The sequence below is a fragment of the Paludibacterium flexuosum genome (assembly GCF_037076605.1).
Lineage (GTDB): Bacteria > Pseudomonadota > Gammaproteobacteria > Burkholderiales > Chromobacteriaceae > Paludibacterium.
Genome location: NZ_AP029060.1, coordinates 249,552 through 261,682, shown reverse-complemented (window position 1 = coordinate 261,682; position 12,131 = coordinate 249,552). Strand labels below are relative to the sequence as shown.

Genomic DNA, 12,131 nt, shown 5'->3' with positions numbered 1-12,131 from the left:
AAGGTTATCAAACATACTTACCTCAGACCGGCACACTCAGGGTCAAGGTCAATTGCCCGCTATAACTGCCGGCAGACACGCCACTGGCGGCCCCTGCCGTCGAGCCGTCACTTGTTGTGCTCAGATGCAGCGTGATGGGCAAGCAATAAAAGGGATAGGGAATGCTCGTCGTGGCCGCATGACTCACCGTCTTGCCTGGATAAGTGCTGCTACTGAATGACTGGGCCACGCCGCGCTGCATCGGCCCCCAGGTCTGCCAGCCAACCGCCTCCACGGACAACAAATAGTCCATCCGGCTGCTACCGCTGGCCCCGGTCGCTCCGTTAAGCCCCAGCGAGAACAACCTGGGGTTGCTGCGGCTGCTGGTATTGTCATCCGTGAAGCTCAACTGCATGTCGCCACTGGGGGACGGCCTGCTGCCCGAGCCGCCGGATCCATCAAACAGACAGACACTGCCAAGCGTCCCGTCCGAACCATCGACTGGCAGGGTCACGCGTGTCGCGCCATCAAACACGATCTGCGGCGGATCGCGCGGCACCTGAAGCGACAGGTTGATCGTGGCACTGTCCGCCATTGCCAGCCCGGCCCCGCTCAGCAGTGCCAGTGCCCCCACCCACGCCCTTCGGTCCATCTTGTCTTCCGCTTTCACCTGCCACCTCACAATCCGGGCATAAAGGCAATCACCGCCTGCCCGCTATAATGATCTGCCTGCGGCAGGCTGCCGCTGGCATTGACACGCAGCAGAAAGGCCTGACTATTGGCAAACCCGCTACTGCTGTCCCACTGCGCCTCGGCCACACTGAAGGGCACCGGCACACCGGCCGGCAGAGGGCGCATCAGGGCGCCGGACACGCCCAGCGCCGCCTCCAGCGGGAATGACTGGTGATAGGTAGCACCAACCATGGCCGCACCAGGCAACAGCGTTGCCTGCAGGCCACGTGACGCATCCGACGTCAGAAAGCGCAGCGACATGCTGGCCGGTTGAAAACGGTCCGCCAGCAGGTCATACCCCACCACCATCGGGTCGGACAACGCACCGCTGGTCGCAGAGGCCACGACATAGGGATCCACTCGACCACTCACCGGAATGTCTGCTGAGCTGGTCGCCCAAGCCCAACCCGGGTAAGCCAGCCACAACGGCAGCGAAGCGCAACACAGAAAATGCCGGATCGCCCGCATGCTGTTCTCCTTGTCATTTTGATCACGGCGCCAGAGAGAAGGTCAATTGCACATGACTGGAATACACGTCAGCCGGAATCCGGCCGGTCGGTACCCCCAGCACGTGCAAGGTGATATCCGGACTGGTCAGCGTCGTGTTATTCCAGTTCATGTTGGCGCGGGAGATCGTGGTGGTATCGTTGCGATTTTGCAGTACCGTCGAGGTGACGCCATTAGCGGTCAAAGTGAGCTGCAGCGGCACCTGGGCGGTGTTGCCCACGATGGCACCGGACATGTGGTCATCATTGGTCAGCTGAACCTGAACCCCTTTGCTGGTATCCGTGGTGTTGAATACCAGATCGCGCGAGCCATCAAAGGTATTGCTGGTCGGGTCATAATTCAGTGGTAACTGCGTATTGAGCCCCCCGGGCGTTGACGAGTCCACGTTCAGATAAACCGGTACTGAACCGGTCACGGGAATATCCGCCGTATTGTCGGCCCAGGCAGATACCCCGGCGAGCAACAACCATGGTGTGGCAGCCAGCATCGTAAGCTTCATCTTCATGTTTCCTTTCAGGTAAAAAAACAGCACGCACCTTACGGCGCACTACTCAGGGTCAAGTTCAGCTGACCGCCATAGGTGCCCGGCGCCTTGCCTTGCGGTGCGGCTTTCAGGCGCAGGTTCCATGGCACACAGTTGAACGAAGCGGGCAGACCGGTCAGATTGCCGCCGGTCGATGGGTCATAGGTGGCTTCATAGGCCGAATAATTGCGGTAGCTATAAGTCTGTGCACGATTAATCACCACTCCCTGATTGATCGGACTGGCACCGGTCAGGGAAAAATACAGCAACTGAGATGCCGGTGTGCCGGCCTGGCCATTGGGTGCCAGGGCGAAATTGCTGCTGCTGTTATTGGTCATGTTGTTGTCGACGCGCACTTGCAAGGCCCCACCCGCCGAGCCATCACCCGTGCCGTCATAAAGACATATCTTCTGCAGATACCCGCTGGCAGAGAACAGGCCGCTGCTGCTCGAAGCCAGGTCACCGGCGGGAGGATCGGACGTCAGGATGCGCGAGGGCGCCGTAACCTTGATCGTCAGCTTGTAGGTATTGGCCGGCAGATTGCTGCCGCTGATCGAGGTATAGGACCCCGGGTCGCGAGGGTCGTTGTAGTACTGCAGGCCATACTGACCTGTCGGGGAAAAGTTGGCGGTCCATTCCGTCGTCCCGCCATTTTGCAGATCGGCCGCCGACAGAGTGGACAAACGCAGCGTCACCCCCAACTTGGGGGTATCACTGACACTCCAGTTGCCCCCGATACCCGAGTTGTAATGATTCTTGCGCGTCGAAGTCTGAGTACTGTTGTTGGCACAGACATTGGACGAGACCCCGCCCGAATCGGTTGGCGGCCCGTAATACAGGGCGCTGTACGCCCCGAACGTTGGCATGAGCTTGCTGCTGTTGCCGCTATAGTTGCCACTCGTCCCAATCCAGGGAGAGACCTGCGCCAGGTTACTGGTCGAAGCCCGCACCGGAAACTGACCGGTAATCGGTACCGTCAGCTTGATGCTGGAAGACTTGTTGGAGGTAAACACAATCGAGCCACCCAGATTGGTGGTCACTTGCACATTGTTCAGTGCACAGGGCGTATTGTAGTCCTGCAGGGTCGACGGATCCCTGGCCAGCACCACGATGCCAAACTGGGCATCCTGTCGGGCATCCGCATTGTAGTTAAAGTCGAGGTTATAGGTCGTCGCCCAAGCAGGCAGCGACAGCAGGCCGAAGACCAACCCCAGACCAGACAATCGGAAAGACTCGCGAGAAAACGCAGACATGGCAGCCCCCGTCTCAGTGCGGCAACAGCGAAGCAGCCAGAATGTGCGTCACCGGTCCACCCTCATTGTCCGAGACATCAAACGTCAGCTTGTCCACCCCGCGCGCCGAGCCAATCAGCCGCTCCATGTCCGGATAGACATTGAACTCATCGCTCTTCCCTTCTTTGCTGATGGCCGGGCAACTGGCTTTTTCATCACAGTGCTGCACGTTCTTCACATGAAAGCGGACATTGCCGGTATTTTTCAGATAGAACTTGCCGTCATGCACACTGGCACTCCAGGCGATCTTTGGCTCAGCCGGCAGCAGACGGATCAGCGCCCCCCAGGCAATCGCTACCGACACCTCGGTCTTGATGGCCTTGCTCTCGCCCCTGGCGGCAGAAGCAGTCCCCTCCAGCGCGCCGGCCAGATCGGCCAGTTGCTTGCTGTCAGTCACCGGGGTGGTATAGACCCGGAAATCGCGCTCTTTTTCGACGGTATCCATGAACACCAGCCGAACCTTTTTGTTGGCACCGGGGGCCAGCACAAATTTGGATGGCGAGGCAATCAGATCCTTGTCATCCAGCCCGGACAGCTCGACTTCCTTTTCCTGCGGCGTATTGGGTTTCAGAATCTCGGTCACTCTGGTCGAGACATAGGTTTTACTGTCGGGTGAGTTGATCACCGTCAGCGTCGGCAGGTGCGCCGTGCCGGCCGTCGCCTTGACCTCCATCGGGTAGAGGGAAATCTGCCCGGCCCTCACGGCAGGGGACAGCGCCAGTGCCAGCAGGCTGGCGCGTAAAACTACAGACTTGCAATGCATGATTGCTCCTTGAACAGCATGAAATGTAGGGAAGACATCAGGACGCCGGACTGGCCGGCAAATCAGAAGGCGGCGACTCGGCTGTCTGCTGCCATGCCTGTATCCGGGCAGCCACCTCGGCCGGCGCGGTCGCCACATCCACCGGCTCACAGGCCAGACTGCCAACGAAGACCACGTCAGCTCGGTCCCGGTGTTGCACGACCTTGCACTGATACAGACCACCGGCTTCGGCCCAGGCATACACCAGTCCGGCATCACGCCGATCCATCAACAGAGAAAAACCACCGACTTCCGAGCTGACCGAGCTACTGCTCCCCAACAGCAAGGCACCGGCAAACGGTTTGCCATCACGCAGCAGACGGCCGATATAGGTGTAGCTGGCATGGCCTTGCAGGGTTTCATCGTAGACATGGCCTGGCAGCAGGAAGCCTGAATAGTTGCGTCCCGCTCCGAGCGACAGATTGCCCACGGTGTTTTCATTCGCCTCACTGACGTTCACGGAGGCCACCGAATAGCCGTCGACCGGCACGCTGATAGCATGGCCAACAGATGCGTCATAGTTTCCGTTACTGGTTTGCAACAACAACATGGATTCGTTACCGATCGGCGGCAGATCGATCACCACCGCGGCAGGAGGCTGTCCGGCGCTGCTGGGTGCCGCACCGAAGGCCAGGCCCTTGTGACTGACACTGAAAGAGGAGTCATAACTCAGACTGAGAGAGGACGAATCGTTGCCGCCGCCACTATTGCCCAGCAGGGTCGCCGCGCCATGGCCGTATTGACCGTTGTAATCGCCACTGAGCGTCGCGTCTGTCGAGCCATCGCTGCCTGCATCGCCGCTGACGCTCCAGGCACGGTAACTGCCGTTCAACCAGCTCTCGCTGTGTGTGACGCCCAGCGTATGGCTCGCACGATCGCTGCCACCCTGATAGCGATAATCCAGCGCGGTATTGCTGGCATGGCCGGCACTGCTCAGGGTGGCATCCGGCATCAGATTGGCATTGAAACTCAGGAAGGCGCCATGGCGGCTGCGACCATCGTTATAGCTGTTCTGCGTCAGCCCCAGACTGGTATTCACCACCAGCCGCCCAAAGTTAAAGCTGCGGGTTGCAGTCAATTGATAACTTCGGCTGACATCGTTGATCCCGCGGACAATCGGACCGGGCGGCCAGGTATAAGGGTCATCCGGCTGTTGCTCGACATCGACACCGTCATAGTCGCTGTGGGTGTAGAGCGCAGCCCAGGCCCATTTGCCGGTATTGAACGACAGGGATGCTGTCAGTGACTGATTGCAGCCCTTGACTCCCAGCAACGGAGAGTATTCGGCACCACAGGCCGGTGCCCAGGAGCGGGTCTGATACAGCGAGGCCCCCATCCCGCCATCCGGCATCGACCAGCTGAAATTTTGCGCCACACCACGAACACCGTTGTTGCCGGCAAAGGCAGACAACTGGCCATTGAACGTGCCCCAATCGGTGCTGTTCGACCAACTGAGCCCGGCCTCACCATAACGCGCGATCATGTCAGACGAAAATCCGAGCGTCAGGCTGGCCGGCCAGCGCCCCAGCGGAATACGCGCCCCGGCCTGAAACACCTCATCATCGCGTTGTCGGCCATTGGCATCGGCCACGCTATCCTGAGTACGCAGTTCGCCCGCCTGGAGAAAACCATCAAAGCCATCCAGGCCCGGCGCTTGTAAGCCGCTGCGACGAGTAAATGGCAGGGTTTGCTCATTCACCAGCCGATCTCCCTCGAAGACGCGAATGGTGACGGGATAACTGCCATCCGGCAGCCGCGAGGCGTCCAGTAAATGTGCGCCAGGAGCAAGAACGTAAGATTGCAGCAGCTGCTTGCCGCGATACAGATCGACACGAGAATTATTCTGCAGCACCACCGGCAGGCTGCTGGCGGTAAAGTCATTACTCGCATTGATATAACTGCGCGAGGAGCCGATCCGCACCCCGCTGATGACCGGAATCGGCAGGAAGGAAAATGACTGCGATCCGCCGAGAGGGCCATACAGATCCTGCGCCCCCATGCGTCCGGCCTGCAGATACATACGTTCATTCAGATCACCGCGCAGATACAGGTCGGTGACATCAAAATCATTGTCGGTGCTGCCGCCACTCTGATCATGGCTTCCTTGCCAGCGCAAACCCGCAAAACCCCGGTCCCCCAGGCCCAGTGCACCGTTACCAAAGGCAGACATCACCTGGTTGCGGCTGCTGCCGGTCTGGCTTTGTACCGCCTGAAAGCGCTGCTCGTGCACCAGGCCGACTGAAGCGTCCGGATCAGGCTGATACAGTCGGGCACCGTGCGGGTTTTCATTACCATCCACTGCCAAGACATCTCCGGGCAGGAACAGCGACAAGCGGCTCTCGGCATCGTCGTAGATCACCTCGGCCTGTCGGGGTGCGGAAATCGTGCCACAACCCGCAGCCTGATACTGTGCCGCGCAGGTCAGCTCATCATGACGCGGCAACGCCACCGACAACCATTGCAGCACCAGGCCACGCGACTCGGGCCGCAGCTTGATTTTGCTCAGCAGTGCTTGTGGATGATCAAACTGCACGCTGTCCGCTGATAAATGCACGGGCTCCTGCCCCAGTGAGCGACCGAACAACATGACGTCCAGAATCTCTTCATGGGGCTTTTCCAGCGCCTCAAAACCGGGTGGTGCCGCACGGACGCCGACCGAATAGGCCAGCAACAAGGCCAGCGTCAGGCGTGTCGGACGCCAACCCGTCCTGGCGTTCAGCATGCGTGGAAAACAGGTATTCATTGCACGGATGACTCCATACCAACAGCAACGGATCCCGGCCGGGCAACCGGCCGGGCCACATCAGGGCACTCAGGCACCCATCTTGAAGTTGACGATGAAGCTGCCAACGTAGTGATCCGCCGCCGGGCTGGTGGCACTAGAAGTCACATCCAGTGACAACGGCACCTTGGTCGTGCCTTGCGTCCCATTGGCCACCCAGTCCATGGTGGTGGCATCGAATGAAACGTCATTGCCAACCGTCAACGGCTGACCACCAAACTTGATTTGCAGCGGGATCGCTCCACCGTGATTCTGGCCAGTGAGCACCGGCTGGGCACCCAGTTCAACCTTGATGCCCTTGGATTTGTCCGAGGTCCAGACATCCAGCAATTGGCTGGAAATACCGAACTTGTTAGTCGCAAGGGTGTAGGTCAGCGGTGGCATCTGGGTGTTGAGCGTGCTGGTGCCGTGGGTGTAGGCATAGACCGAGATATCGGACTGAGCCATGACATCAAAGGTGGCTTCCTGCGCCTGGGCAGAAGCAGCAAACGCACCCGCCAGCAACAAGCCAAGCACGGCCGAGATTTTCATGTAACGCATGATGGTTTCTTTCTTTGAATGAAGTCGGAGCGTGGAATTACAGGTCCACTGCAAACTGAACGGTGAAGTTGCCGTGATACTCGTCCGAGACCGTGACCGGCCCATTGGCGGCCACCGTCAGCGGAAAGCCCGCCTTGCTTTCGCCACCGGCGCCATGAACCGTCCAGGCCATCTGGTCCTTGGTCAGCGTGATCGCCGTGCCCGTCGTCATGGCGACACCATTGAAGCTGATGGTGGTCGCCGCGGTGTTGGCTGGATCGAAACGACCAACCAGACCGGTGTTATTGATCAACGTGACGGCCAGACCCTTGGTGGGATCCGTGGTCTGGAAGTCGAGCCGCATGGTGGAGGGAGAAAAGGTCTTGCTCACTGGCGAATAACCCATGTCTGGCATATGGGTATCCAGCGTGGTGCTGTTATGGGTATACGCCATCATCTGGCTGTCCACGTCTGACTCGATATTGAATGTCGCTTCCTGTGCCTGAGCCTGAAGCGCGAAGGCAGACAACATAAGCGTCGCCAGCAGAGATGAGAGTTTACGGTTAGTCATAAATTTTCCTGATCAAAGTGGCCTGCATCACCCTATACGGGCAATAGTCAGGCCCGTTGAGATAACAGCCTGTTGGCCTGGAAAAATGTACGACACCCCACTCAGAAATCGAAATTAAATCCTATTTAAAATAATGATTTTTCCGTCAGCAAAAATCAATATGGCTGATATTTAATTCACCAGGCCAAAAGGCAAGAAAATTCTGATTCAAACAATGCACATCCTTTCTCATGATCAGCTGAGATCCCGCAAGGCAGAGGTCAGAATCCTCCGTGATCTAGGCATACGGACGCCAGGACCAGGTCAGAAACCGGAGTAAAACCCTGAAATGACCAACGTCAAACATTCGGAGAAGGCGGGAATAACACCAAGCAGAGAAAATTAAAATGGCCAATATCACTCATTTCATTCATGAGCTGAAAACAAAATTCATGAAAAAGGAGACACAAAAGCCAAACAAACCTGGATATTTACTGAATGGTCATTTTGAATACTGGCCGTCATGCGGAAAAATATATGCCAGGCGTGAAAAGAAAATGTACGAGCTGAATGCCAACTGCAATATTTTATTGCAGGCATTATTAAATGGTGTTTCACGCAAGGAACAACTGATTGAAACCGTATGGCATCAGCGCGGCATGATCGTGGCTGAAAACAGCTACCACCAGCTGGTCAAACTGCTGCGCGACCGCTTCAGCGAGATTGGGCTGGACCCTGCCCAGATCAAAACGATTCCAAGGCATGGGGTTCTTTTCCAGGGAGAGGCGCTGGCACTTGAGCCCATGGCGCCCAAATCGCAACGTCGCTTTCAGCTGAGGATGCTTTGTCTACTGCTCATCGGCTGCGCTTATCTGGTGGCCTGGCGCTACCAACCGCTGCAACCGCCAGTTTTCCGTCCACTGATGCAAGTGGGGAGCCGCACCGTCTACGTGCATGTCAGCACGACAACGGTAGATCGAACCCACCTCACGCAACTGGTCCGATCCGTGGCGCCGTCACAGCCTTTCATTTACTACATCAAAAGAGGAAATGCCGAATGGATTGCCGCCTGCCCAACCCAGATCGCCCTGGATACCGAATCCTGTACTTCACACTTGTATTACTGGCCCTGATCCCTGCACTGATCGCAGCCTGGCACAAACAGCATCTCAATCCGCCCTACCCGCGCGGGCGCTGCTTTGCCGACAACAACCAGCTGTTTCGCAGTGATGCCCCTGGTGGACAACAAACCAGTGGCAGCGTGGTGTTCTGGATTGACGCCGGCAGCATCCTGATCGACTCGCGGGTCGCCATCGACGACAAGGTTGAACACCGATGGCGGGAAATCCAGTTCGACAAGGAATTTCAGGAAGGACATGACCTGCGCCTGCGCGTCAGGGCCAATCAGAGCAAACAGGAGACCGACCAGCCTTTACCGGTCTGGCTGGCACCGCTGCCCAGCCCGGGCAGTGCCCTGAACCTGACCTTTGAACCGCTCGGCACCAACAGTTATCTGGTTTATATCGGCTCACAGATGACGTTCATGTGCCATGAGGGCAATGCCTGAAACAACAAAAAGCCCCGGTGATGAATCACCGGGGCGACAGGGAACCATTTCGGGGGGGCGTGATCAGCCAAGCTTGGCCAGCTGCTCGCGCACCTTGGTCAGACGGGCTTCCAGCTCGGCCTGCTGCGCACGGTCACGTTCAACCAGATGCGCCGGCGCACGATCGACATAACCCGGCTTTTCCAGCTTGGCCATCAGCTTGGCGTACTCCGCCTCGGTCTTGGTCAGATCCTTGTTGAGACGGGCCGCTTCAGCCTCGCGGTCGATCTCCACCTTCAGCATCATGCGGGCACCGTTGCTGATGGCCACCGGGGCATCGTCCTGCGGCAATTGCGCCACGACCGCGGCATCGGACAGTTTGGCCAGCGGCTTCAGATACGGCAGGAAGTCATTGAGGGCTGCGTCGCCCTCCACAAACAACGGTGCCTTCTGTGCCGGGGACAGACCCATCTCGCCACGCAGATTGCGCACCGCATTGACCAGGTCCTTGAACTCAGCCATGCGCGCGCTGGCCGCAGCATCAATCTTCTCCGGCTGAGCGATCGGCCAGCCGGCCAGCATGATCGACTCGGTCTTCTTGGCATTGGCCAGCGGGGCCACGGTCTGCCACAGCTCTTCGGTGATGAAGGGCATGATCGGATGCGTCAGGCGCAGGGCCACTTCCAGCACCCGCACCAGCGTGCGGCGTGTGGCGCGCTGCTGCGCCTCATTGCCCTGCTGCAGCTGAACCTTGGCCAGCTCCAGATACCAGTCGCAATACTCGTTCCAGATGAACTCGTAAATCGCCTGGGCGGCCAGGTCGAAGCGATAGGTATTGAGGGCTTCGGTCACATCGATTTCCGCCTGTTGCAGACGGCCGATGATCCACTGGTCGACAAAGCTGAACTCAAGCGGCAGCGACTCGTCCTGGCCGCAGTCCTTGCCTTCCAGATTCATCATGGCGAAGCGGGTCGCATTCCACAGCTTATTGCAGAAGTTGCGATAGCCTTCACAGCGCTTGAAGTCGAAGTTGACCGAACGCCCCAGCGAGGCATAGCTGGCCATGGTGAAGCGCAGGGCGTCGGTCCCGTAGGCCGGAATACCTTCCGGGAACAGCTTCTTGGTCGCCGTGGCAATCTGCGGTGCCTTCTCCGGACGACGCAGACCGGTGGTGCGCTTCTCCACCAGACGCTCGAGATCGATACCGTCGATCAGATCCACCGGGTCAATGACATTGCCCTCGGACTTCGACATCTTCTTGCCTTCGTGATCGCGCACGATACCGTGGATGTACACGTCGCGGAACGGTACCTTGCCGAGGAAGTGGGTGGTCATCATGATCATGCGCGCCACCCAGAAGAAGATGATCTCGTAACCGGTGACCAGTACATTGGACGGCAGGAAGGCCTTGAGCGCATCGGTCTCGGCCGGCCAGCCCAGCGTGGAGAACGGCACCAGCGCCGACGAGAACCAGGTGTCGAGCACGTCATCGTCGCGGGTCAGCGGCTTGCCGCCGGACAGCTTGAGTGCCGCAGCTTCATCGCGCGCCACATAGACCTTGCCGTCGGCATCGTACCAGGCCGGAATCTGATGTCCCCACCACAGCTGACGCGAAATGCACCAGTCCTGGATGTTGTTCATCCACTGGTTGTAGGTGTTGACCCACTGCTCCGGCACAAAACGGACCTCCCCGCTTTCCACCGCATCGATGGCTTTCTGGGTAATCGACTTGCCGGTCGGATCATCCTTGCCCACGCGGGTCATGGCCACAAACCACTGATCGGTCAGCATCGGTTCGATCACCGAGCCGGTACGGTCGCCACGCGGCACCATCAGTTTGTGCGGCTTGACCTCGACCAGGAAGCCCTGAGCCTCCAGATCGGCTACCAGCGCCTTGCGTGCCGCACGGGTATCCAGACCGGCATACGCCGCCGGCAGGTCGATGGCGTCGAACTGTTCGCCTTCAAAGCCCCACACTTCAGCACGCGCACGCAGCGTGGCATCCAGATTGAGCACGCTGATCAGCTGCGTGTTGTGACGCTTGCCGACTTGATAGTCGTTGAAATCATGCGCCGGGGTAATCTTGACGCAGCCGGTACCGAAGGCCGCATCGACATACTCGTCGGCGATCAGCGGAATCTGGCGGCCGGTCAGCGGCAGCACCAGCATCTTGCCGATCAGGTGTGCATAGCGTTCATCCGTCGGGCTCACTGCCACCGCCACGTCACCGAGCATGGTTTCCGGACGGGTGGTGGCCACCACGATGGATTCGTCACTGCCCACCACCGGGTAACGGATATGCCACATATGGCCGTCTTCTTCGACCGATTCCACTTCCAGGTCGGAGACGGCGGTACCCAGCTTCGGATCCCAGTTGACCAGTCGCTTGCCACGGTAGATCAGACCCTGTTCGAACAGGCGCACGAACACCTCGGTCACCACCTCGGCACGGGTGTCGTCCATGGTGAAATACTCGCGCGACCAGTCGACCGAGCAGCCGACACGACGCATTTGCGAGGTGATGGTGCCGCCGGACACACCCTTCCAGTCCCAGACCTTGCTGATGAACGCGTCGCGGCCCAGATCATGACGCGAAACGCCCTGCTCGCCCAATTGGCGTTCCACCACGATCTGAGTGGCAATCCCGGCGTGGTCGGTTCCCGGAATCCAGGCCGTATTGTGGCCCTGCATGCGGTAATAGCGCGTCAGGCCATCCATGATGGTCTGGTTGAAGGCATGGCCCATGTGCAAGGTGCCGGTCACATTCGGCGGCGGCAGCTGGATGCAGAAAGACGGACGGGAGAGGTCCATGCTCGGCTGAAAATAGCCGGCCTGTTCCCAGTGTTGGTACCAGCGACGCTCGATGTCGCCCGGTTCAAAGCTCTTGGCAAGTTCCATG

11 protein-coding genes are annotated in these 12,131 nt (G+C 58.8%); 2 read left to right on the top strand and 9 right to left on the bottom strand.

Features of this window, described 5'->3' with window-relative positions; all coding sequences use genetic code 11:
- Nucleotides 1–22 precede the first annotated feature (22 nt).
- From AACH39_RS01165 to AACH39_RS01130, 8 genes are all read right to left on the bottom strand, one after another.
- On the bottom strand, nucleotides 23–631 hold the full coding sequence (locus AACH39_RS01165) for a CfaE/CblD family pilus tip adhesin (RefSeq protein WP_338620714.1): 609 nt from the start codon (nucleotides 629–631) through the stop codon (nucleotides 23–25).
- A gap of 26 nt (nucleotides 632–657) precedes the next feature.
- Nucleotides 658–1,083: a hypothetical protein gene (locus AACH39_RS01160; RefSeq protein ID WP_215776596.1), complete on the bottom strand. Its 426-nt coding sequence runs from the start codon at nucleotides 1,081–1,083 to the stop codon at nucleotides 658–660.
- 118 nt (nucleotides 1,084–1,201) lie between these two features.
- Nucleotides 1,202–1,717, bottom strand: coding sequence for a hypothetical protein (locus AACH39_RS01155; protein WP_215776598.1), 516 nt, complete (start codon nucleotides 1,715–1,717; stop codon nucleotides 1,202–1,204).
- A 38-nt stretch (nucleotides 1,718–1,755) separates the two neighbouring features.
- The gene (locus AACH39_RS01150) at nucleotides 1,756–2,994 is read right to left on the bottom strand and encodes a CfaE/CblD family pilus tip adhesin (protein WP_215776601.1); all 1,239 of its coding nucleotides are present in this window, start codon (nucleotides 2,992–2,994) and stop codon (nucleotides 1,756–1,758) included.
- Between the two features lie 13 nt (nucleotides 2,995–3,007).
- Nucleotides 3,008–3,796: a hypothetical protein gene (locus AACH39_RS01145; RefSeq protein WP_215776603.1), complete on the bottom strand. Its 789-nt coding sequence runs from the start codon at nucleotides 3,794–3,796 to the stop codon at nucleotides 3,008–3,010.
- Nucleotides 3,797–3,833: 37 nt separating this feature from the next.
- The gene (locus AACH39_RS01140; RefSeq protein WP_215776605.1) at nucleotides 3,834–6,578 is read right to left on the bottom strand and encodes a TcfC E-set like domain-containing protein; all 2,745 of its coding nucleotides are present in this window, start codon (nucleotides 6,576–6,578) and stop codon (nucleotides 3,834–3,836) included.
- A gap of 69 nt (nucleotides 6,579–6,647) precedes the next feature.
- Nucleotides 6,648–7,157: a CS1 type fimbrial major subunit gene (locus AACH39_RS01135; RefSeq protein WP_215776608.1), complete on the bottom strand. Its 510-nt coding sequence runs from the start codon at nucleotides 7,155–7,157 to the stop codon at nucleotides 6,648–6,650.
- Nucleotides 7,158–7,194: 37 nt separating this feature from the next.
- Entirely contained in the window at nucleotides 7,195–7,707 is a 513-nt protein-coding gene (locus tag AACH39_RS01130; RefSeq protein ID WP_215776610.1) for a CS1 type fimbrial major subunit, read from the bottom strand.
- Nucleotides 7,708–8,093: 386 nt separating this feature from the next.
- Between AACH39_RS01130 and AACH39_RS01125 the strand changes: the two genes are divergently transcribed.
- Together AACH39_RS01125 and AACH39_RS01120 are read left to right on the top strand one after the other, a co-directional pair.
- Nucleotides 8,094–8,819, top strand: coding sequence for a hypothetical protein (locus AACH39_RS01125; protein ID WP_215776612.1), 726 nt, complete (start codon nucleotides 8,094–8,096; stop codon nucleotides 8,817–8,819).
- On the top strand, nucleotides 8,744–9,253 hold the full coding sequence (locus AACH39_RS01120; RefSeq protein ID WP_215776616.1) for a hypothetical protein: 510 nt from the start codon (nucleotides 8,744–8,746) through the stop codon (nucleotides 9,251–9,253). Before AACH39_RS01125 ends, AACH39_RS01120 begins: the two co-directional genes overlap by 76 nt.
- A gap of 63 nt (nucleotides 9,254–9,316) precedes the next feature.
- On the opposite strand, the gene AACH39_RS01115 is transcribed toward AACH39_RS01120, so the two are convergent.
- Nucleotides 9,317–12,130, bottom strand: coding sequence for a valine--tRNA ligase (locus AACH39_RS01115; RefSeq protein WP_338620713.1), 2,814 nt, complete (start codon nucleotides 12,128–12,130; stop codon nucleotides 9,317–9,319).
- Nucleotide 12,131 lies beyond the last annotated feature (1 nt).

Bases quoted from the DNA above. Each gene is read 5' to 3' on its own strand.
- AACH39_RS01115 (WP_338620713.1), bottom strand. From the start codon at position 12,130: ATGGAACTTGCCAAGAGCTTTGAACCGGGCGACATCGAGCGTCGCTGG.
- AACH39_RS01165 (WP_338620714.1), bottom strand. From the start codon at position 631: ATGGACCGAAGGGCGTGGGTGGGGGCACTGGCACTGCTGAGCGGGGCC.
- AACH39_RS01135 (WP_215776608.1), bottom strand. From the start codon at position 7,157: ATGCGTTACATGAAAATCTCGGCCGTGCTTGGCTTGTTGCTGGCGGGT.
- AACH39_RS01140 (WP_215776605.1), bottom strand. From the start codon at position 6,578: ATGAATACCTGTTTTCCACGCATGCTGAACGCCAGGACGGGTTGGCGT.
- AACH39_RS01155 (WP_215776598.1), bottom strand. From the start codon at position 1,717: ATGAAGCTTACGATGCTGGCTGCCACACCATGGTTGTTGCTCGCCGGG.
- AACH39_RS01130 (WP_215776610.1), bottom strand. From the start codon at position 7,707: ATGACTAACCGTAAACTCTCATCTCTGCTGGCGACGCTTATGTTGTCT.
- AACH39_RS01125 (WP_215776612.1), top strand. From the start codon at position 8,094: ATGGCCAATATCACTCATTTCATTCATGAGCTGAAAACAAAATTCATG.
- AACH39_RS01145 (WP_215776603.1), bottom strand. From the start codon at position 3,796: ATGCATTGCAAGTCTGTAGTTTTACGCGCCAGCCTGCTGGCACTGGCG.
- AACH39_RS01120 (WP_215776616.1), top strand. From the start codon at position 8,744: ATGGATTGCCGCCTGCCCAACCCAGATCGCCCTGGATACCGAATCCTG.
- AACH39_RS01150 (WP_215776601.1), bottom strand. From the start codon at position 2,994: ATGTCTGCGTTTTCTCGCGAGTCTTTCCGATTGTCTGGTCTGGGGTTG.